This is a genomic window from Comamonas sp. GCA5, from assembly GCF_036541385.1.
GTDB lineage: Bacteria > Pseudomonadota > Gammaproteobacteria > Burkholderiales > Burkholderiaceae_C > Comamonas > Comamonas aquatica.
This window is the reverse complement of the sequence record NZ_JAZHFR010000032.1, coordinates 1-18,600: the sequence shown is the minus strand read 5'-3', so window position 1 is coordinate 18,600 and position 18,600 is coordinate 1. Positions and strand designations below refer to the sequence as shown.

At 68.8% G+C, this 18,600-nt stretch carries 22 protein-coding genes and 1 pseudogene; 12 read left to right on the top strand and 11 right to left on the bottom strand.

Going from position 1 to position 18,600, the window contains the following annotated elements:
• Window positions 1–94 precede the first annotated feature (94 nt).
• The 10 genes and pseudogenes from SJH88_RS09775 (at window position 95) to arsC (ending at window position 7,384) form a co-directional block, all read left to right on the top strand.
• Window positions 95–694: a YqgE/AlgH family protein gene (locus SJH88_RS09775; RefSeq protein WP_042415187.1), complete on the top strand. Its 600-nt coding sequence runs from the start codon at window positions 95–97 to the stop codon at window positions 692–694.
• The gene (gene ruvX, locus SJH88_RS09770) at window positions 691–1,143 is read left to right on the top strand and encodes a Holliday junction resolvase RuvX (protein WP_154163445.1); all 453 of its coding nucleotides are present in this window, start codon (window positions 691–693) and stop codon (window positions 1,141–1,143) included. Before SJH88_RS09775 ends, ruvX begins: the two co-directional genes overlap by 4 nt.
• Window positions 1,140–1,649, top strand: a complete 510-nt coding sequence (pyrR, locus tag SJH88_RS09765) for a bifunctional pyr operon transcriptional regulator/uracil phosphoribosyltransferase PyrR (protein ID WP_042415181.1) — start codon at window positions 1,140–1,142, stop codon at window positions 1,647–1,649. Before ruvX ends, pyrR begins: the two co-directional genes overlap by 4 nt.
• 1 nt (window position 1,650) lies before the next feature.
• Window positions 1,651–2,613 carry an aspartate carbamoyltransferase catalytic subunit gene (locus SJH88_RS09760; protein WP_042415178.1) on the top strand — a complete coding sequence of 321 codons (963 nt, stop codon included), beginning with the start codon at window positions 1,651–1,653 and terminating at the stop codon, window positions 2,611–2,613.
• 225 nt (window positions 2,614–2,838) lie between these two features.
• A pseudogene (locus SJH88_RS09755) lies at window positions 2,839–4,133 on the top strand (dihydroorotase).
• A 108-nt stretch (window positions 4,134–4,241) separates the two neighbouring features.
• On the top strand, window positions 4,242–5,015 hold the full coding sequence (locus tag SJH88_RS09750; RefSeq protein WP_274754350.1) for a lysophospholipid acyltransferase family protein: 774 nt from the start codon (window positions 4,242–4,244) through the stop codon (window positions 5,013–5,015).
• A gap of 87 nt (window positions 5,016–5,102) precedes the next feature.
• Window positions 5,103–5,309, top strand: a complete 207-nt coding sequence (locus tag SJH88_RS09745; protein WP_274754349.1) for an FAD-dependent oxidoreductase — start codon at window positions 5,103–5,105, stop codon at window positions 5,307–5,309.
• An 11-nt stretch (window positions 5,310–5,320) separates the two neighbouring features.
• Window positions 5,321–6,523 (top strand): FAD-dependent oxidoreductase, encoded by a 1,203-nt coding sequence (locus SJH88_RS09740; protein WP_274754348.1) that lies wholly within the window; start codon window positions 5,321–5,323, stop codon window positions 6,521–6,523.
• 51 nt (window positions 6,524–6,574) lie between these two features.
• On the top strand, window positions 6,575–6,970 hold the full coding sequence (locus SJH88_RS09735) for a DUF423 domain-containing protein (RefSeq protein WP_274754347.1): 396 nt from the start codon (window positions 6,575–6,577) through the stop codon (window positions 6,968–6,970).
• A gap of 63 nt (window positions 6,971–7,033) precedes the next feature.
• Window positions 7,034–7,384, top strand: coding sequence for an arsenate reductase (glutaredoxin) (gene arsC, locus SJH88_RS09730; RefSeq protein ID WP_274754346.1), 351 nt, complete (start codon window positions 7,034–7,036; stop codon window positions 7,382–7,384).
• On the opposite strand, the gene SJH88_RS09725 is transcribed toward arsC, so the two are convergent.
• From SJH88_RS09725 to ureE, 7 genes are all read right to left on the bottom strand, one after another.
• Window positions 7,385–7,837: a hypothetical protein gene (locus tag SJH88_RS09725; protein WP_274754345.1), complete on the bottom strand. Its 453-nt coding sequence runs from the start codon at window positions 7,835–7,837 to the stop codon at window positions 7,385–7,387.
• A gap of 106 nt (window positions 7,838–7,943) precedes the next feature.
• On the bottom strand, window positions 7,944–9,026 hold the full coding sequence (locus SJH88_RS09720; protein WP_274754344.1) for a DUF697 domain-containing protein: 1,083 nt from the start codon (window positions 9,024–9,026) through the stop codon (window positions 7,944–7,946).
• A 164-nt stretch (window positions 9,027–9,190) separates the two neighbouring features.
• A complete protein-coding gene (ureG, locus tag SJH88_RS09715) occupies window positions 9,191–9,853 on the bottom strand; it encodes an urease accessory protein UreG (RefSeq protein ID WP_274754343.1) in 663 nt (220 codons plus the stop codon).
• Between the two features lie 29 nt (window positions 9,854–9,882).
• Entirely contained in the window at window positions 9,883–10,215 is a 333-nt protein-coding gene (locus SJH88_RS09710; RefSeq protein WP_270149009.1) for an antibiotic biosynthesis monooxygenase family protein, read from the bottom strand.
• A gap of 11 nt (window positions 10,216–10,226) precedes the next feature.
• A complete protein-coding gene (locus tag SJH88_RS09705; protein WP_274754342.1) occupies window positions 10,227–10,925 on the bottom strand; it encodes an urease accessory protein UreF in 699 nt (232 codons plus the stop codon).
• 1 nt (window position 10,926) lies between these two features.
• Window positions 10,927–11,262: a DMT family transporter gene (locus tag SJH88_RS09700; RefSeq protein WP_274754341.1), complete on the bottom strand. Its 336-nt coding sequence runs from the start codon at window positions 11,260–11,262 to the stop codon at window positions 10,927–10,929.
• Complete coding sequence (gene ureE, locus SJH88_RS09695; protein ID WP_274754340.1) at window positions 11,259–11,936, bottom strand: urease accessory protein UreE; 678 nt, start codon at window positions 11,934–11,936, stop codon at window positions 11,259–11,261. The genes SJH88_RS09700 and ureE overlap by 4 nt, the downstream gene beginning before the upstream one ends.
• A gap of 81 nt (window positions 11,937–12,017) precedes the next feature.
• On the opposite strand from ureE, the gene SJH88_RS09690 reads away from it, so the two are divergent.
• Complete coding sequence (locus tag SJH88_RS09690; protein WP_045266260.1) at window positions 12,018–12,491, top strand: gamma-glutamylcyclotransferase family protein; 474 nt, start codon at window positions 12,018–12,020, stop codon at window positions 12,489–12,491.
• 4 nt (window positions 12,492–12,495) lie between these two features.
• Here the strand turns inward: SJH88_RS09690 and ureC are convergent, their stop codons facing one another.
• The 4 genes from ureC to SJH88_RS09670 all read right to left on the bottom strand — a co-directional run bounded on the left by ureC (window position 12,496) and on the right by SJH88_RS09670 (window position 15,522).
• Window positions 12,496–14,214, bottom strand: a complete 1,719-nt coding sequence (ureC, locus tag SJH88_RS09685) for an urease subunit alpha (RefSeq protein WP_274754339.1) — start codon at window positions 14,212–14,214, stop codon at window positions 12,496–12,498.
• 1 nt (window position 14,215) lies between these two features.
• Window positions 14,216–14,521, bottom strand: coding sequence for an urease subunit beta (locus SJH88_RS09680; RefSeq protein ID WP_042415133.1), 306 nt, complete (start codon window positions 14,519–14,521; stop codon window positions 14,216–14,218).
• A 17-nt stretch (window positions 14,522–14,538) separates the two neighbouring features.
• On the bottom strand, window positions 14,539–15,156 hold the full coding sequence (locus tag SJH88_RS09675) for a HupE/UreJ family protein (protein ID WP_234686866.1): 618 nt from the start codon (window positions 15,154–15,156) through the stop codon (window positions 14,539–14,541).
• A gap of 63 nt (window positions 15,157–15,219) precedes the next feature.
• Window positions 15,220–15,522 (bottom strand): urease subunit gamma, encoded by a 303-nt coding sequence (locus tag SJH88_RS09670; protein ID WP_042415127.1) that lies wholly within the window; start codon window positions 15,520–15,522, stop codon window positions 15,220–15,222.
• 196 nt (window positions 15,523–15,718) lie between these two features.
• Between SJH88_RS09670 and SJH88_RS09665 the strand changes: the two genes are divergently transcribed.
• Window positions 15,719–18,600 (top strand): ATP-binding protein (locus SJH88_RS09665; RefSeq protein WP_274754338.1); only part of this gene is annotated, 2,882 nt, incomplete at its 3' end.

The following is an 18,600-nucleotide window of genomic DNA, read 5'->3' as shown; positions in this document are numbered from 1 at the left end:
TTTTTTCTGAAAAACCCTGGCGCTGCAGCGCCCGGCCCAAGGACATCGTGCGCGCCCCGGGCAGGTCGGTGGTTCGCCGCTAAAATGCCGGCTTATGCCCGCTGAATCTGCGCCTATCAATCTGACGCACCACTTCCTGATCGCCATGCCCGGTCTGGAAGATGAGTCGTTTTCTCGCAGCGTGGTGTATTTGTGTGAGCACAACGAGCGCGGCGCGCTCGGGCTGATCATCAACAAGCCCTCCACGCTGAGCCTGCAATCCCTGCTCAACAAGATCGACCTGCCCCTGGGGCGCGAGGACCTGCGCGAAGACCTGGTCTTCAAGGGCGGTCCGGTGCAGACCGACCGCGGCTTCGTGCTGCACGACCCCATCCTGATCGAGGGCGCCGAGGCCGATGAATCCGCCTACGCGTCCACCCTGGCCATTCCCGGCGGCCTGGAGATGACCACCTCCAAGGACGTGCTGGAGGCAATCGCCAACGGCGCCGGCCCGCGCCGCGTGCTGGTCACGCTGGGCTACGCCTCCTGGGGCGAAGGCCAGCTGGAGTCCGAGCTGGGCGAGAACGCCTGGCTGACCGTGGACGCCGACCCCCAGGTCATCTTCGACACCCCCGCCGAAGACCGCTACAACAAGGCCCTGGGCCTGCTGGGGCTGCAGCCCTGGATGCTGTCGCCCGAAGCAGGACACGCATGAACCCCGAGACTTCGTCCCCACGGCCCAGCAACGCTGCTGTACAGGCCGTGGATTTTCCTGCGCACATCCAGCAGTTCCTGGCCTTCGATTTCGGCACCAAGCGCACCGGGGCGGCCTCGGGCAACCGCGTGTTTGGCGGTGCCAGTCCCCTGCCGACCATCAAGGCCGAGGGCGCGGATGCGCGCTTTGCGGCGATCGAGCAACTGATCCGGGAATGGCAGCCCCAGGCCCTGGTGATCGGCGTGCCCTACCACCCGGACGGTGCGCCGCACGAGAACACGGCCCGGGCGCTGAAGTTCGGGCGCCAGCTGCGCGGCCGCTTCCGCCTGCCGGTGTATGAAGTAGATGAGCGCTACAGCACCACCGAGGCCCTGGCCAGTGGTGCCAAGGATGCCGATGCCGCGTCGGCCTGCATCATCCTGGAGCAATTTTTGAGGAGTCTTCCATGAGTCTTTCCGCTGGTTCTTTGGTCCTGGACGCCGAAGCCCTGTACCGTGAACTGCTGCGTGGCGTGCGCAGCCTGATGGGCCCGAACACCCAGCTGGCCGGCGTGGCCTCCGGCGGCGCCTGGCTGGTCGAGCGCCTGCACAAGGACCTGGGCTTGGCCGGCAAGCCGGGCGTGCTGTCCTCGGCCCTGCACCGCGACGACTTCGCCCAGCGCGGCATGGCGCAGAGCGTGCAGACCCAGCTGGACTTCGACGTGAACGGCGCCGACATCCTGGTGCTGGACGATGTGCTCTACACCGGCCGCACGGTGCGCGCCATCCTCAACGAGCTGTACGACTATGGCCGCCCCGGTTGCGTGCGCCTGGCCGTGCTGGTGGACCGCGGCGGCCGTGAGCTGCCCGTGGCCGCCGAATTTGCCGCCGCGCGTGTGGCGCTGCCCGCCAGCCAGTCGCTGGCGCTGGCGCGCACAGAAGACGGCACCTTCCAATTTGAAGTCAAAGAGGCATAACGTGCTGTACAAGCGCAACCCCCAACTGAACAAGAACGGCGAGCTGATCCACCTGCTGTCCACCGAAGGGCTGTCCAAGGACATCCTGACCCACATCCTGGACACGGCCAGCAACTTCGTCAGCGTCAACGACCGCGAAGTCAAGAAAGTGCCGCTGCTGCGCGGCAAGAGCGTGTTCAACCTGTTCTTCGAGAACAGCACGCGCACCCGCACCACGTTTGAAATTGCCGCCAAGCGCCTGTCGGCCGACGTGTTCAACCTGGACATCGCGCGCAGCTCGGCCAGCAAGGGCGAGACGCTGCTGGACACCATCGACAACCTGAGCGCCATGGCCGCCGACATCTTTGTGGTGCGCCACAGTGAGTCGGGCGCGCCGTACCTGATCGCCCAGCACGTGGCCCCCCACGTGCACGTGGTCAATGCCGGTGACGGTCGCCACGCACACCCCACGCAGGGTTTGCTGGACATGTACACCATCCGTCACTACAAAAAAGATTTCTCCAACCTGCGCGTGGCGATTGTGGGCGACGTGCTGCACTCGCGCGTGGCGCGCTCGGACATCCATGCGCTGACCACCCTGGGCGCGGCCGAAGTGCGCGTGGTGGGCCCCCGCACCCTGGTGCCTGCCGATCTGGCCAGCATGGGCGTTCGCGTCTTCCACAACCTGGAAGAGGGCATCAAGGACTGCGACGTCATCATCATGCTGCGCCTGCAGAACGAGCGCATGAGCGGCGCACTGCTGCCGTCCAGCCAGGAGTATTTCAAGAGCTTCGGCCTGACCGAAAAGCGCCTGCAGCTGGCCAAGCCCGATGCCATCGTCATGCACCCCGGCCCTATCAACCGCGGCGTGGAGATCGACTCCGCCGTGGTCGACGGCCCGCAGGCCGTGATCCTGTCGCAGGTGACCTTCGGCATCGCGGTGCGCATGGCGGTGATGTCCATCGTGGCGGGGAATGAGGCCTGATGCCTCAGGCCATCCCCCTGAGCGGCTGTGCCGCTTCCCCCTTCTCTCGCTGCGCTGCAGCGGGAAGGGGGACGACACCATCGCGTCGGGGCGGCCCTAGCTCGGTGTCCCCCGCGCAAGGGGGCGGTGGCGTGGGGCAGGGTGGCACTGCGCACTGGTAGAGATGTTTTTGATAGCTGCTAGCGCTTGCTGGGTAAGGGCTGGTGGCCAATTGGGTGATTAACCATGAAAATCTTGATTCAAAACGGCCGCGTGATCGATCCGGCCCGTGGTTTTGACCAGGTCTGTGATGTGGCGCTGGCCACCGGCCGGGTGGTGGCCATCGGCCAGGCGCCCGCGGGGTTTGAGGCGGACCGCGTGATCGACGCCAGCGGCCAGTGGGTGCTGCCCGGTCTGGTCGACCTGGCCGTGCGCCTGCGTGAGCCGGGGCATGAGCACGAAGGCATGCTGGCCTCCGAAATGGCCGCCAGCGTGGCCGGTGGTGTGACCAGCCTGGTCTGCCTGCCCGACACCGACCCGGTGCTGGACGAGCAGGGCCTGGTGGAAATGCTCAAGCTGCGCGCCAAGAAGCTGCACCAGTCGCGCCTGTTCCCCATGGGGGCGCTGACCAAGGGCCTGGAAGGCGCGGTGCTGACCGAGATGGCCGAGCTGACCGAGTCCGGTTGCGTGGCCTTCGGTCAAGCGGACACGCCGTTGTCCAGCATCACCACGCTGAGCCGCGCGCTGGCCTATGCCAACACCTTCGGCTATGCCGTGTGGCTGCGTCCTCAGGACAAGGACCTGGGCAAGGGCGTGGCGGCCAGCGGGGCCCTGGCCACACGCATGGGCCTGTCCGGTGTGCCGGTAGCGGCCGAGACGATTGCGCTGCACACCATCTTCGAGCTGATCCGTGGCTCGCAGACCCGCGTGCACCTGTGCCGCCTGTCCAGCGCCGCTGGCGTGGAGCTGGTGCGCAAGGCCAAGGCCGAGGGCCTGAACGTGACGGCCGACGTGTCCATCAACTCGCTGCACCTGACCGAAAACGACATTGGCTACTTCGACAGCAGCGCCCGCCTGGTGCCTGTGCTGCGCCAGCAGCGCGACCGCGATGCGCTGAGTGCGGCCCTGGCCGACGGCACCATCGACGCCCTGGTTTCCGACCACTGCCCGGTGGACGATGACGCCAAGGTGCTGCCCTTTGCCGAGGCCGAGGCCGGCGCACCGGCGTGGAGCTGCTGCTGTCGCTGGCCGTCAAGTGGTCGCAGGACCAGAACGTGCCCCTGACCCGCGCGCTGGAGGTGGTGACCGCCGCCCCCGCCCGCGTGCTGGGCCAGGCGCTAGGAACGCTGCAGGCCAGCCTGGGTCAGTTGGTGGAGGGCGGGGTGGCCGACCTGTGCGTCGTGCAGCCCCAGGCCGCCTGGACCGTGGGCCCCGAGGCGCTGGTCAGCCAGGGCAAGAGCACGCCCTTCCAGGGCTACGAACTGCCCGCCCGCGTGCAATGCACCGTGGTGGCGGGCCACGTCGCGTTCGAGCGCGGCTGAGCCCAGGGCAGGGCGGCCCCTGGTGCGGGAAAGGTGACAGCATTTAACTTGTGAAGGAGGGCGGCCCGGATGGCTGGAACTTGGCGTGCGATCGGACGATTCACTCGGATGCTGCGGCACACCCTGCAGGGGCTGCGCCTGGCGCGCAACGGTTTCCACGATCTGGATGCGGCCAGCCAGCAGCGCGCGGTCGAGTGCTGGGCCCGCGGCTTCCTGACCGAGGCCGGCGTGGCCCTGCAGGTCCAGGGCAGCCCCGTGGCCCAGGGCCCGGTGCTGCTGGTCGCCAACCACCAGTCCTGGCTGGACATTCCCACCCTGCACGCGGCGCGCCACTGCCGCTTTGTCTCCAAGGCCGAGATCGCCCGCTGGCCCCTGGTGGGAGCGCTGGCGCAGGCGGCCGGCACCCTGTTCGTGCAGCGCAGCGTGCGCCGGGACACCCAGCGCACCGTCCAGGCCATGGTCGAGGCCCTGCGCCACGGTGACGTCCTCGCCGTCTTCCCCGAGGGCACGGTGGGCAATGGCCGTGACCTGTTGCCTTTTCACGGCAACATGCTGCAGGCCGCCATTGATGCCGACGTGCCGGTCCAGCCCGTGGCCATGACCTTTGTCGATGCCCGCACTGGCCTGGCATCGTATGTGCCCTGCGAGGCCACCCCCGACGAAGCCATGCTGCGCAGCCTGTGGCGCACGATTGCCACCGAGCACCTGGTGGCCGTGGTGCGCTACGGCGCGCCAGAGAAGGCCGACGGCCGGGACCGCCGCACCTGGGCGCGCGACCTGCAGCAGCGCATCGAGTCGCTGCGCCGCAACCAGGAAGCACCGCACACCCCCCTGCCGCAGACCGCGCCCGTCCCGCCCGTGGTGGCCGACCTGGCGCAATAGGCATTTACCGCAGCATGGCATCGTGGCAGTCGCGCTGCCGGTTTTGCACAATGGGGGCATCTTGCCCCGCTGACCAGGAGTGTGCACATGGCCCCTTCTTCCATGACCGTGGACGTTGCCGTCATCGGCGCCGGTACGTCAGGCATGAACGCGTACAGCACGCTGCGCCGGGCCGGCGCCCGGGCGGTGCTGATCGACCAGGGGCCGCTGGGCACCACCTGCGCGCGCGTGGGCTGCATGCCCTCGAAGGCCGTGCTGCACGCCGCCAGCGCTGGGACGGCTTGCGCCAGCTGATGCCGGCTGGCATGCCGCAGACGCAATGGCGGGCGGCCCTGCCCAAGGGGCATGCCACGCCGCAGCAACTGTGGCAGGAGGCCCTGCAGATCCGCGACCAGCTGGTGCAAGGCAACGTGCGCCAGCTGCATGCCCTGGCCGACAGCGATCTGCTGCAGACCGGGGCACGCTTTGCGGCCCCCGACCTGCTGGAGCTGGGCGACGGCCGCCGTGTGCAGGCGCGCGCCTTTGTGGTGGCGACCGGCTCTGAAGCCCGCAAGCCGGCGCAGCTGCAGGAACAGCTGGGTGCGGCGCTGATCACAACCGATGAACTGTTTGCCCTGCACGACCTGCCGCACAGCGTGGCGGTGTGGGGCATGGGGGCCATCGGCTTGGAGATGGGCGTGGCCTTGTCGCGCCTGGGGGTGCAGGTGGTGGCGACGGGGCGCAATCCGGTGCTGGCCAAGATCGCCGATCCCGAGGTGGCCAAGGCGGCCCAGACCTATTTCGCCCACCAGATGCCCATGGCCCTGGGGTGCCGCGACGTGCTGGCCGAGCGCCGTGGCGACATGGTGCGCTTCGAGGCCGGTGCCCTCAAGGCCGATGTGCAGTATGTGCTGGTCACCCAGGGGCGCAGCCCCCGGCTGGCGGACCTGGCGCTGGCCCAGGCCGGGGTGCGCTTTGATGCCCAGGGCCGGCCGCTGTGGGACCGCGCCAGCCTGCGCTGCCTGGACAGCCGGGTGTTCCTGGCGGGCGATGCCACGGGCGAGCGCCCGCTGATGCACGAGGCCGCGCAGGAGGGGACGATCGCCGCCCAGCAGGCCTTGCGTGCATTGGGTGATGCCCGCTGGCAGGACCTGCCGGTGCGCGGGCGCAGTGTGCCCCTGTCCATCGTCTTCAGCGCCCCGGATGTGGCCGAGGTGGGGCTGCGTTTTTCCGAGCTGCCGCCCGAGGCGGTGGTGGTCACGGCCCGGGGCGCGGGCAATGGCCGCTCCAAGATCATGCAGGCCCCCGAACACGTGCTGCGCCTGTACGCCGACCCGGCCAGCCGCCAGCTGCTGGGTGCCAGCCTGCTGTGCGCCGGGGGCGAGCACCTGGCCCACCTGCTGGCCTGGGCGATCCAGCGTGCGGATACGGTGGAGCAACTGCTGGCACTGCCCTACTACCACCCGACGGTGGAGGAAATGCTGGACAACGCCTTGCGCGACCTGCGCAAGCAGCTGCGTTCGGCCTGAGCGCCGCACGGTCGATAATCGGAGCTTTGCTGGGGAATGAGGGAGTCGAGCATGCGCAACTGGTGGCTGCCTGTGGCCGCGTTTTGGGGACTGACAGCGGTCGGCATGGCCGCCTACGCTTCGCACGGTCTGGGGTTCATCGCCGATCCGCAGGTCCGTGAGGCCACGCGCGCCTCGCTGCAGCTGGCAGTGCAGCAGCAGATGTTCCATGCCCTGGCACTGCTGGGCCTGGGCGTGGCGGCGCTGACCACGGCCGGCAACCGCTGGCTGTGCGCCGCGGGCGGGCTGTTTGTGCTGGGGCTGCTGCTGTTCAGCGGCCTGATCTATCTGCGCACCTTCACCGGGATCGAGACCTTCCGCCCGTTCGTGCCCTGGGGCGGTACCTGCCTGATGCTGGGCTGGCTGAGCCTGGGCATCGGCGGCTGGAAGCTGGCGCGACGGGCCTGAAGGCGCATGGGGGATCTCGCGCCGAGATCGCCCATGGGCGTGCCGCGGCCTACACTGGGCGCCATGAGCGATATCACCATCTTCCACAACAACCGCTGCAGCAACTCGCGCGGCGCCCTGGAGCTGCTGCGCGCGCGCGGCATCGAACCCAACATCGTCGACTACATCGCCACGCCGCTGACGGCCGCCGAACTGGCCGAGTTGGTGGCCCACATCGGCGTGCCGGTGCGCGAGCTGCTGCGCACCAAGGAAGCCGCCTACCAGGAGTTGGGGCTGGACCAGCCGGCGGTGAGCGACGCCCAGATCCTGCTGGCCGTGGCCCAGCACCCGCAGTTGCTGAACCGCCCGATCGTCGTCACGCCCAAGGGCGCGGCGCTGTGCCGCCCGCCCGAGAAGGTGCTGGCACTGCTGTAATCAGCAGCCCGCGCGGAACTGCCAGTCGCGCGCCTCCTGGCGCTCCTCGCGCAGGCGCTCCATTTGCTGCACCGTGCCACCGCGCCGTGCCAGCTGGTCGATCTTCTGGATGCGCCGGTCGCGGGCTTCGCACTGGCTGCGGTCCACCCCGGACTTGCGCTGCGGCGGGGCCTTGGCCTGGGCCTTGTCCAGTTCGCGCTCCATGCGGTCCCAGGCCCGTTCTTCGCGGTCTGCATGGCGCCGTGTGGCACGGCGCTCTGCCGCGCCCTGGGTGGAGGGATGGACCTCCACGATGGGCTCGACCGGCACGGGCTTGCCGTCGGCGCACGGGGTGCTGCTGTAGCTGTTGCCACAGCGGAAGACCTGGGCGTGGCCGCTGAGCGGCCACGCCGTGCAGGCCAGCCACACCGCGGTGGCGATCAGGGGGAGTCGGGGCGGGGGCAGGATGGGCATGTCCAGATGCTAGGCGTTTGCCGGCAGGGGCTCAAGCGCAGCCATCCGGAAATAAAAAACCATAGCTGTCAGCGCTTGCTCTGTCTGCGCTACAGCCAAAAAAACTTCAAAGCTTGTCCGGGCCGTCATGGCGGCGGAGGGTCTGCTGCAGGCGCTGGGTGGCGGCCGAGGTGGTGCCGCGCACCTGGTGTACGGCCTGGTTCAGCCCCTGCGCCGTGGCCTGGTAGGCCGACTGGGTGGCTTCGCTGACGGAGCGGCCGGCCTGCTTGACGCTGTTCGCCGCGGCCTGGGCCGTGTGCAGCACGCCCTGCTTGAGGCGGCCGTACACCGCCTGGGTGATCTGCGTGCCGCAGTCCTTGACGATGCCGCCCAGCATCTGCGCCGCGCGGTGCGTGGCGTGGTGGCGCACCAGTTGGCGTTGCGGCAGGTGCTGCGGGGCGCAGTAGGCATCGGCCACCAGGCCGACGCGCAGCGTCAGAAAGGCGTTGGCGGCCCCGCTGGCCATGCTGTTGGTCAGCAACTGCCCCATGCCGCCCAGCCCGGGCACGCTGCCCATGGCGGCGGGCGTGGCCGATTGCACGATGGGGGCGGTCAGCTCGGCAAAGTCCACCTCGTCCAGCCCATAGGCGACCAGCACGCAGGCGCCGACATTGCCGTACAGGTAGGACAGCTGGCGCAGCGAGGGGCGCAGGCCATAGATGCGTGCAATGCGCCACACCAGCTGCACCTGGCTGACCAGCACCACCAGACCGTCCAGGCGTCCGTTCTGCAGCAGGGCCGTGCTGGCCAGCACGCTGGCGGCGCTGCGCCGGGTTTCGGTCTCGGCCGCGTCGCGCAGCACGGTCAGCGCCGCTTCCACGTCCTGCGTGCTGTCCAGCGGTCGGCCTGCCAGCCGAGGGTTGCGCGCCAGGTGGGCGCGCAGTCGGTTGGCGTAGTCGGCCAGGGCCTGGGCATCGCCCTCGGGCGGGTGGCGCAGGGCCGGCGGCAGGCGCAGCAGCCAGACGCTGGGTGCCAGCACCGTGGCCACCAGCAGGGTCAGCAGGCTCCAGAACACGGGCTGCCCGGCCCCGGCATGCACGCGGTCGGCCGCATCGGCCAGCTGGCTGACCATGGCCACGGCAAACACGGCGCTCCAGACCACCAGGGCGCAGGTTCCCAGGAGCAGCAGGCGGGACGTGAAGCGGGACATGGGCGGCATCCTCCAAAGCAAAAAACGGCATCCAGTCTGCCTGAATGCCGTTGCAGGTGACAGCAGCCGGGGCATTGGGCGGCCCGGGCCAGGCCCTGCGCTGCGCCCTGGCGTGGCCGGACCGAGCAGCCCCAGGCTAGCGCGCCGCGGCCGTGGCGCTGCCTTCAGGCGCCGTGCAGCAGCCCCTGGCGCTCGATGAAGGCCACCACCTCGTCCAGGCCTTCCAGCGTCTTGAGGTTGGTCATCACAAAGGGCTTGAGGCCGTTGGGCGTCGTGCGCTGCTTCACGGTGTCGCTGCGCATGATGGCCAGATCGGCGCCGACGTGCGGTGCCAGGTCGGTCTTGTTGATGACGAACAGGTCGCTCTTGGTGATGCCGGGGCCGCCCTTGCGCGGGATCTTTTCCCCTGCGGCGACGTCAATCACATAAATCGTCAGGTCCGACAGCTCGGGGCTGAAGGTGGCGGCCAGGTTGTCGCCGCCGGATTCGATGAAGACGATGTCGGCATCCGGGAACTGCCCCAGCATGCGGTCGATGGCTTCCAGGTTGATGGAGGCGTCCTCGCGGATGGCGGTGTGCGGGCAGCCGCCGGTCTCCACACCCATGATGCGATCGGGCGGCAGGGCACCGCTGATGGTCAGCAGGCGCTGGTCTTCCTTGGTGTAGATGTCGTTGGTGATCGCCACCAGGTCCCATTTCTCGCGCATGGCCTTGCACAGCATCTCGAGGATGGTGGTTTTGCCGGAGCCGACGGGCCCGCCAATGCCCACGCGCAGCGGGGGCAGCTTCTTGGTGCGGTGGGGGATGTGGTGCAGGGCGCTGGACATGGTCGGTGCTTTCTCAAAAACAAGGGGGCTCAGGGATGCATGCCATAGGCCCGTTCGACCTTGGCGATGCGCAGTTCAAAGTGCTGGTACCAGCGGGCGTGGCCCTGTGCCTGGTCCACCTGGTGCTCGGCGTGCTGTTTCCAGTCGCGGATGGCGGCTTCGCTGGCCCAGTAGGACACGGTGATGCCGAAGCCGTGGGCATCGCGGACGCTTTCCGCGCCCAGGTAGCCGGGTTGCTGGCCGGCCAGCTCCAGCATGCGGTCGGCCATGGCGCCATAGCCCTGGTCGCCGGCGGTGCGCTGCGAGGTGAAGATCGCAGCGTAGTAGGGCGGCTGAGGGGTGGGGGCGAAACCAGGGGTCATGGTGCGGGGTCTCAGCTGCGGAACAGCCGAGAGTACTGGTGTTCATGCCGGGCCGACAGGATCGCCAGCATCGGCGAGAAGGCCTGGCGTTCGGCATCGGGCAGGGCCAGGGCCAGTTCGACGGCGGCGGGAATCTCCTGCGTCAGGCGTGCCAGGATGCGCTGGCCGGCGCTTTGCCCCAGCGGCACGGCCTTGATGGCGGCCTGGACCATGTTTTCGGCCCAGCCAAAGGCATAGGCCAGCAGCGCATCGGGGGCCTGGGCCCCCGTCAGGTGGGCGGCCAGCGCAAACGCCAGGGGGTAGCTGGCGTCCTGCGCGGCCAGCCATTGCACCTGGGCCTGGATGGCGGCGTCGCCGGCATGGCGGTTCTTCAGCCATTCGATCAGCGAGCGGCCCATTTGCTCGGTCTGCAGGCGCAACTCGGCGCTTTCGCGGGTGTGGCGCACCCAGTCGTTCAGCTCGGCGAGGCGGGCCCGGTCCTGCGTCGCCCACGCCGGCAGGGCCTGGGCGATGGCGGCCATGTCGCCGCGCGACTGCGTCAGATGCAGCTGGTGGTGCAGCCACTCGGCGGCCTCGGCCTCCGTGGTGACGCGGCCGCTGTCGATGGCGGCCTCCAGCCCCTCGGAGTACGAAAACCCCCCGATCGGCAAGGCCGGCGAGGCCAGCCACATCAGTTGCAGGAAGGTGGCGGCGGTGGGATGGCTCAGCATCTCAGGCCCCCGTGTCGCTGCGCAGGGTGAGCAGCTTCAGGCCCACGATGCCCATCAGGATCAGGCCGAAGCAGGCCATGCGCGCCACGCTGCGGTCTTCGCCCAGCCACAGCATGCCGTAGGCGGCCGTGCCCAAAGCACCGATGCCGACCCAGACCGCATACGCCGTCCCGACGGGCATGCTGCGCGTGGCCAGCGACAGCAGGTACATGCTGGCTGCGATGAAGCCGAGGCAGAACAGGCTGGGCCCCAGCCGCGTGAACCCTGCGGTGCGCGGCATGGCGGCGGCGTAGACGATCTCGCACAGGCCGGCCGCGATCAGGTAGAGCCAGCTCATCCGCCACAGCCCTGGCCGGGGTGGTAGGCATGGTCATGGTGATCGCAGTGACCGCAGCCCGCCCTGGTGGCGCCCTGGGCCTTGGGCTGCGCATGCCCGCAGCCGCCGGCAGGCTGTGCCGGGGCGTGATCATGGCTGTGGCTGTGTGCATGCTCGTGCCCATGGGCATGCCCTGCCCCGTGGCTGTGGTGATGGTGGCTGTGCCCGTCGTTGGTCACATGGCCGCCATAGGCGCCGCCTTCGGGCTCGAACGGCAGATCGGCCGCCACCACGGTCATGTGCAGGCTGCGCAGCATGTCGGCCAGCACGTGGTCGGGTTCGATCTTCAGGTGGTCGGGCTGCAGCTCGATGGGCACATGGCGGTTGCCCAGGTGGTAGGCCGCGCGCACCAGGTCAAAGGCCGTGCCGTGCGTGGCGCAGGCGGTGATCTTCAGCACGCGCTGGGGCGCGGCAATGGCGCGGATCAGCGATCCGTCTTCGGCCACCAGCACGTCGCCGCCGCGCACGGCCTGGCCGCGCGGCAGGAAGATGGCCAGTTCCCGGCCCTGGTTGTCGGTGGCGGCAAAGCGCGATTTCTGGCGCACGTCCCAGTCCAGCTCGACGGTGGCGGCGCGCTGCAGCAGCACTTTGGCCAGGCCTTGGCCCTGGGGCAGGAGTTTGTGGATGGTCAACATAGGTTACTTTCAAAAGGAGAGCTACAGACTGGCGCGCTTTGTGCATTCCCAAGCGCTTTCCTATCCAATAGCATGACAAACATGTCAACCCCCTCTGAACTCTCTCGGTCTGATAAGTCCGGCTGGCAGCCCTGCGGTGTGGGCCATGTGGCCGTCTACGGCACGCTGCGCGCCGGCGCGGTGAATGACATTGCGCGCTTGCGCGGCGGCATGGTGATCACCGGCCGCACCACGCTGACGGGCACGTTGCACGACCTGGGCTGGTACCCCGGCCTGGTGCTGCAGGGCACGCAGCAGGTGCTGGCCGAGGTCTATCCGCTGGATGCGGCCCTGGAGCAGGTGCTCGACGGCTACGAAGGCATCTGGCCCCAGGACACGGGCGAATACACCAAGCGCACCCTCACCGTGCCTGTGGCCCTGACCGGTGGCGGCACGCAGATGCTGGCGGTGCTGGTCTACGAGGCCTTGCCAGCGACCGTGCAGGCCGCGCCGGTGATTGACAGCGGCGACTGGCTGGCGTGGTTCAAGGCCCATAAGACAGCTCCCGGCGCGTGAGCGCTCAGAACAGGAAATAGCGCTGCGCCATGGGCAGGCTGACTGCGGGTTCGCAGGTCAGCAGTTGCCCATCGGCGCGCACGGCATAGGTCTGGGCGTCCACCTCCATGCGCGGCGCCAGGTCGTTGTGGACCATGTGCTGCTTTTGCACGCCGCGGATGCCCTTCACGGCCGACAGGGTCTTGGTCAGGCCAAAGCGCTCGCCAATGCCCGCCACCAGACCGGCTTGCGAGACAAAGGTCAGCGAGGTCTTGGCGATGGCCCCGCCAAAGCTGGCAAACATGGGGCGGTAGTGCACGGGCTGGGGCGTGGGGATGGAGGCGTTCGGGTCGCCCATGGCCGCCATGGCGATGCTGCCGCCTTTCAAGATGCAAAACGGCTTGACGCCGAAGAAGGCGGGTTTCCAGATCACCAGGTCAGCCCACTTGCCCAGTTCGATGCTGCCCACCTCGTGGCTGATGCCGTGGGCAATCGCCGGGTTGATGGTGTATTTGGCGATGTAGCGCTTGACGCGGAAGTTGTCGTTGCGCGCGCCATCGCCGGACAGTGGGCCGCGCTGCAGCTTCATCTTGTGGGCGGTCTGCCAGGTGCGCAGGATGACCTCGCCCACGCGGCCCATGGCCTGGCTGTCCGAGCTGAACATGCTGATCGCGCCGATGTCGTGCAGGATGTCCTCGGCGGCAATCGTTTCCTTGCGGATGCGGCTTTCGGCAAAGGCCAAATCCTCGGCAATGCCCGCGTCCAGGTGGTGGCAGACCATCAGCATGTCGACGTGCTCGTCCAGCGTGTTGATGGTGTAGGGGCGGGTGGGGTTGGTCGACGATGGCAGCACGTTGGCTTCGCCCACCACCTTCAGGATGTCGGGCGCATGGCCACCACCCGCGCCTTCGGTGTGGAAGGTGTGGATGGTGCGGCCCTTGAAGGCGGCCACGGTGTCCTCGACAAAGCCGGACTCGTTGAGTGTGTCGGTGTGGATGGCGACCTGGGTGTCGGTCTCCTCGGCCACATCCAGGCAGTTGCTGATGGCCGCGGGTGTGCTGCCCCAGTCCTCGTGCAGCTTCAGGCCAATCGCGCCGGCGCTGATCTGCTCGTGCAGGCCGGCTGGCAGGCTGGCATTGCCCTTGCCCAGAAAACCCAGGTTCATGGGGAAGGCGTCGGCGGCCTGCAGCATGCGCTCCATGTGCCAGGGCCCAGGCGTGCAGGTGGTGGCAAAGGTGCCGGTGGCCGGGCCGGTGCCGCCGCCAATCATGGTGGTCACGCCGCTGGTCAGCGCTTCCTCGATCTGCTGCGGCGCGATGAAGTGGATGTGGGTGTCGATGCCACCGGCGGTGACGATATTGCCTTCGCAGGAGATGATTTCCGTGCCCGGGCCGATGATGATGTCCACGCCCGGCTGGGTGTCGGGGTTGCCGGCCTTGCCGATGGCCACGATGCGGCCGCCCTTCAGGCCAATGTCGGCTTTGACAATGCCCCAGTGGTCCAGGATCAGGGCATTGGTCAGCACGGTATCGACCGCGCCTTGCTCGCGCGTGCGCTGGCTTTGCGCCATGCCGTCGCGGATGGTCTTGCCGCCGCCGAACTTCACTTCCTCGCCATAGCCGCCCGCGGCCAGGGTGTAGTCTTTCTCGACCTCGACGATCAGTTCGGTATCGGCCAGGCGCAGGCGGTCGCCCACGGTGGGGCCAAAGGTTTCGGCGTAGGCGCGTCGGTCCATGGTGGCCATATCAAAGTGCTCCTTGAATCAGGCCGCGAAAGCCGTAGATCTGGCGGTCGCCGCCGATGTCGACCAGCTCCACCGTGCGTTGCTGGCCGGGTTCGAAGCGCACGGCCATGCCGCTGGCAATGTTCAGGCGCATGCCGTGGGCGCTGGCGCGGTCGAAGTCCAGGCCCGCGTTGGTTTCGGCAAAGTGGTAGTGCGAGCCGACCTGGATGGGCCGGTCGCTGGCGTTCTTGACCAGCAGCGTGACCGTGCGCCGGCCGGGGTTGAGGGGGTGGGCCCCCTCGTCCAGGAGCAGTTCACCAGGAATCATGTGGTGCCTCCGTGGGATCAGGCCAGACGTGTCAACAGGGCCACGCCCAGGACGGCGGTCGCGGCGCCTGCCAGCCTGGCCAGCAGCTGGTGGCGCTGCATCACGCGGTGGCCCAGGGCCATGCCGCCCAGGTGCAGCAGGGCCGATCCGGCCGCCATGCCCAGCACGGCGCCGGCTGCAGCGGCGGCGCTGTCCTCGAACAGTTCATAGCCGTGGGCCGCGCCGTGGAAGAAGGCAAACACCCCCACCAGGGCGGCGGCTGCGCCCCAGGCCATCTTCTGCCGCACCATCACCAGCAGGCCCAGCACCAGCACCGAGGCGGCAATCATGGGCTCGACGGCCGGCACGTGCAGGCCCGCAAAGCCGGCCAGGCAGCCGGCCACCAGCAGGGCCACAAAGGCCGCCGGGGCGCGCCAAGCGGTGCCGTGGTGGGGAAAGGCTAGGGCGCTCCAGGCGCCCACGGCCAGCATGGCCGCCAGGTGGTCGGCGCCGCCGAAGGGGTGGGCGAAGGCGTGGGCCAGGCTGTCCAGAAAATTGTGGTGGCCGCCACCGTCCGCGCCCACGTGGGCCAGGGCGCTCAGCGGCAGGGCCGACGCGGTGGCGAGGAGGGCGGTGATCAGGTTCTTGGTTTTCATAGCTGTCTGCGCTGGTGGAATAAGGGCTGGAGGTCTAAAAGCCTGCAAGTTCTGGGCGGTCGCTCAGACGATGGGTTCGTGCACCGTGACCAGCTTGGTGCCATCGGGGAAGGTGGCCTCGATCTGGATGTCGGGAATCATCTCGGCCACGCCGTCCATCACGTCGGCGCGCGTCAGCACGGTGCGGCCTGCGCTCATCAGCTGGGCTACGGTCTTGCCGTCGCGGGCGCCTTCCATGACGAAGGCGCTGATCAGGGCCACGGATTCCGGGTAGTTCAGCTTCAGGCCACGGGCCTGGCGGCGCTCGGCCAGCAGCGCGGCGGTGAAGATGAGCAGCTTGTCTTTTTCTCGCGGCGTTAATTCCATGTCGATTCCCTCCATCGGTCCGCAGCGCCGGCCCCGTGGACGGGGGCGGGGCGGCCATGCCATGTCGCGGCCTGCATGCCGCCCGGCGTGCGCACACACGGCGGGCCGTGCGGCGCCCGGGCGGTCACCAGGGCATGGCACCTGCTGTGCAAGCACCGTGCCAGTCGGGCACAGAAGCTGCATCGCAGGCCCCACCATGACCCAGCCCCCTGCCGCTGCCGCGCCTGTGACGCCTGCCTCGACCGACCCCTGCGTGCCGCAGCAGGTGGTCAAGGTGCGCCGCGACTACAACGGCTGGGTGGCGACGGAAACCCTGGAGGACTACGCCCTGCGCTACACGCCGCAGCGCTTTCGGCGCTGGTCCGCGTGGCGGGTGGCGAACACCGCCTTCGGCGCGGCCTCGTTCCTGATCCTGGAGGCCGTGGGCGCCACGCTGCTGGTGCAGTACGGCTGGGCGAATGCCTTCTGGGCCATCGTGGCCACCGGCCTGATCATCTTTGCGGCGGGCCTGCCCATCAGCGTCTACGCGGCGCGCTATGGGGTGGACATGGACCTGCTGACGCGCGGTGCGGGCTTTGGCTACATCGGCTCGACCATCACCTCGCTGATCTACGCCACCTTCACCTTCATCTTCTTCGCGCTGGAGGCGGCCGTGATGGCCTACGCGCTGGAGCTGGCGCTGGACATCCCGCCGGCTTGGGGCTACCTGATCTGCGCCCTGGTGGTGATTCCGCTGGTCACGCACGGGGTGTCCATGATCAGCCGGCTGCAGATGTGGACCCAGCCGTTGTGGCTGCTGATGCTGGTCGTGCCCTTTGTCTACGTGCTGCTGCGCAATCCCGGTGCGTTTGCGCAGGTGGTGCACTACGGTGGGGAGTCGGGCGCGGGTGCGCATTTTTCACTGCCTCTTTTTGGTGCGGCGCTGACCGTGGGCATTGCGCTGATCACCCAGATGGGGGAGCAGGCCGACTACCTGCGCTTCATGCCGGCGCGCGCGCAGACCACCCGGCTGCGCTGGTGGTCCGGCGTGCTGCTGGGTGGGCCGGGCTGGGTGGTGCTGGGCGTGGCCAAGATGCTGGGCGGTGCGCTGCTGGCCTATCTGGCCATCTCGCACTCCGTGCCGGCCAGCCATGCGGTCGATCCCAACCAGATGTACCTGGCGGCGTATGAATACGTGTTTCCGCACTACGGCTGGGCGGTGGCGGCCACGGCACTGTTCGTGTTGATCTCGCAGCTCAAGATCAATGTGACCAATGCCTATGCGGGATCGCTGGCCTGGTCCAACTTCTTCTCGCGCCTCACGCACAGCCACCCCGGGCGCGTGGTGTGGGTGGTGTTCAACACGCTGATCGCCTTCATGCTGATGGAGATGAACGTGTTCCGCGCCCTGGGCGAGGTGCTGGGCCTGTACTCCAACATCGCCATCGCCTGGATCATGGCCGTGGTGGCCGACCTGGTCATCAACAAGCCGCTGGGCTGGTCGCCGCGGGGCATCGAATTCAAGCGCGCCCACCTGTACGACATCAACCCCGTGGGCGTGGGGGCGATGGGTCTGGCCTCGGGACTGTCGATCGCCGCGCACCTGGGCGTGTTCGGGCCGCTGGCCCAGGCGTTCTCGGCCCTGATCGCCATGGTGGTGGCCCTGGTCGCCGCGCCGGTGATCGCCTGGGCCACGCGCGGGCGCTACTACCTGGCGCGCACGGCCACGCTGCCCGCCTGCACCGGCTGTGCGGGCTGCAGCGCAACCCCTCAGGCCCAGGCCGTGCACACCTTGCGCTGCACCGTGTGCGAGCGTGACTATGAAGTGCCGGACATGGCCCACTGCCCGGCCTATGGCGGTCACATCTGTTCGCTGTGCTGCACCCTGGATGCGCGCTGCGGTGACCTGTGCAAGCCCCAGGCACACTGGGGCGTGCAGTGGCGCGCCGCGCTGCGCTGGCTGCTGCCGGAGCAGCTGTGGCGGCTGTTCGACAAGGGCCTGGGGCACTTTCTGCTGCTGATGCTGGTGATTGCCCCGTTGCTGGCCGCGGTGCTGGGTCTGCTCTACCACCAGGAACTGCAGACCCTGCAGCGCACCGCCATGACGCCGGCCGCGCTGCAGGCCGCACAGGCGGCGCTGGGCTCGGCCATGCTTAAGGCCTACCTGGGCCTGCTGCTGATTGCCGGCATCGTCGCCTGGTGGCTGGTGCTGGCGCACCAGAGCCGCCGCGTGGCGCAGGAAGAGTCCAACCGCCAGACCGGTCTGCTGGTGCGCGAAATCGCCCTGCACCAGCAGACCGATGCCGCGCTGCAAAGCGCCCGCAAGGCCGCCGAAGAAGCGCGCGCCGTGGCCGAGGCGGCGCGCGAAACCGCCGACCACGCCAACCAGGCCAAGAGCCGCTACCTCAGCGCCATCAGCCACGAGCTGCGCACGCCGCTCAACAGCATCCTGGGCTACGCCCAGCTCATGGGGGCCGATGACAGCGTGCCCCCGCACCGCCAGCACGCGGTGCAGGTGATCCGGCGAGGCGGTGAGCACCTGCTGTCGCTGATCGAAGGCACGCTGGACGTGGCACGCATCGAATCGGGCAAGCTGGCCCTGCAGGTGGCGCCCATGCACTTTGCCGAAGGCATGCAGGCCCTGGCCGACCTGTTCGCCCTGCAGGCCCAGGCCAAGGGCCTGGGCTTCCACTACGAGGTGCAGGGGCGGCTGCCCGCCGTGGTGCGGGCCGACGAAAAGCGGCTGCGCCAGATCGTCATCAACCTGCTGGGCAATGCGCTGAAGTTCACGCAGCAGGGCCACGTCACCCTGCAGGTGCAGCATGCGCGGCAGATGGCCATCCTGCGCGTGATCGACACCGGCCCGGGCCTGGGGCCCGAGGAGCAGGCGCGCATCTTCGAGCCGTTTGAGCGCGGCCAGGCCGCCACGGCGGCGGGCGGTGCGGGCCTGGGCCTGACCATGGCCAAGATGCTGACCGAGCTGATGGGCGGCGTGCTGACCCTGCGCAGCGCGCCGGGCCAGGGCGCGGTGTTCGAGGTGCGGCTGTTCCTGCCATCGGTCGAGGGCGTGGCGCCGGCCGCCGCGCCGCTGCAGCGCAT

What these genes read in the sequence shown, in the direction of transcription:
- arsC (WP_274754346.1), top strand. Translation starts at nt 7,034, where the DNA reads ATGAGCGATATCACCATCTTCCACAACAACCGCTGCAGCAACTCGCGC.
- pyrR (WP_042415181.1), top strand. Translation starts at nt 1,140, where the DNA reads ATGAGTCTTTCCGCTGGTTCTTTGGTCCTGGACGCCGAAGCCCTGTAC.
- SJH88_RS09775 (WP_042415187.1), top strand. Translation starts at nt 95, where the DNA reads ATGCCCGCTGAATCTGCGCCTATCAATCTGACGCACCACTTCCTGATC.
- SJH88_RS09750 (WP_274754350.1), top strand. Translation starts at nt 4,242, where the DNA reads ATGCTGCGGCACACCCTGCAGGGGCTGCGCCTGGCGCGCAACGGTTTC.
- SJH88_RS09745 (WP_274754349.1), top strand. Translation starts at nt 5,103, where the DNA reads ATGGCCCCTTCTTCCATGACCGTGGACGTTGCCGTCATCGGCGCCGGT.
- ureC (WP_274754339.1), bottom strand. Translation starts at nt 14,214, where the DNA reads ATGGCCACCATGGACCGACGCGCCTACGCCGAAACCTTTGGCCCCACC.
- SJH88_RS09675 (WP_234686866.1), bottom strand. Translation starts at nt 15,156, where the DNA reads ATGAAAACCAAGAACCTGATCACCGCCCTCCTCGCCACCGCGTCGGCC.
- SJH88_RS09710 (WP_270149009.1), bottom strand. Translation starts at nt 10,215, where the DNA reads ATGACCCCTGGTTTCGCCCCCACCCCTCAGCCGCCCTACTACGCTGCG.
- SJH88_RS09735 (WP_274754347.1), top strand. Translation starts at nt 6,575, where the DNA reads ATGCGCAACTGGTGGCTGCCTGTGGCCGCGTTTTGGGGACTGACAGCG.
- ureE (WP_274754340.1), bottom strand. Translation starts at nt 11,936, where the DNA reads ATGTTGACCATCCACAAACTCCTGCCCCAGGGCCAAGGCCTGGCCAAA.
- SJH88_RS09705 (WP_274754342.1), bottom strand. Translation starts at nt 10,925, where the DNA reads ATGCTGAGCCATCCCACCGCCGCCACCTTCCTGCAACTGATGTGGCTG.
- SJH88_RS09670 (WP_042415127.1), bottom strand. Translation starts at nt 15,522, where the DNA reads ATGGAATTAACGCCGCGAGAAAAAGACAAGCTGCTCATCTTCACCGCC.
- ruvX (WP_154163445.1), top strand. Translation starts at nt 691, where the DNA reads ATGAACCCCGAGACTTCGTCCCCACGGCCCAGCAACGCTGCTGTACAG.
- SJH88_RS09720 (WP_274754344.1), bottom strand. Translation starts at nt 9,026, where the DNA reads ATGTCCCGCTTCACGTCCCGCCTGCTGCTCCTGGGAACCTGCGCCCTG.
- SJH88_RS09680 (WP_042415133.1), bottom strand. Translation starts at nt 14,521, where the DNA reads ATGATTCCTGGTGAACTGCTCCTGGACGAGGGGGCCCACCCCCTCAAC.
- SJH88_RS09725 (WP_274754345.1), bottom strand. Translation starts at nt 7,837, where the DNA reads ATGCCCATCCTGCCCCCGCCCCGACTCCCCCTGATCGCCACCGCGGTG.
- SJH88_RS09700 (WP_274754341.1), bottom strand. Translation starts at nt 11,262, where the DNA reads ATGAGCTGGCTCTACCTGATCGCGGCCGGCCTGTGCGAGATCGTCTAC.
- ureG (WP_274754343.1), bottom strand. Translation starts at nt 9,853, where the DNA reads ATGTCCAGCGCCCTGCACCACATCCCCCACCGCACCAAGAAGCTGCCC.
- SJH88_RS09740 (WP_274754348.1), top strand. Translation starts at nt 5,321, where the DNA reads ATGCCGCAGACGCAATGGCGGGCGGCCCTGCCCAAGGGGCATGCCACG.
- SJH88_RS09690 (WP_045266260.1), top strand. Translation starts at nt 12,018, where the DNA reads ATGTCAACCCCCTCTGAACTCTCTCGGTCTGATAAGTCCGGCTGGCAG.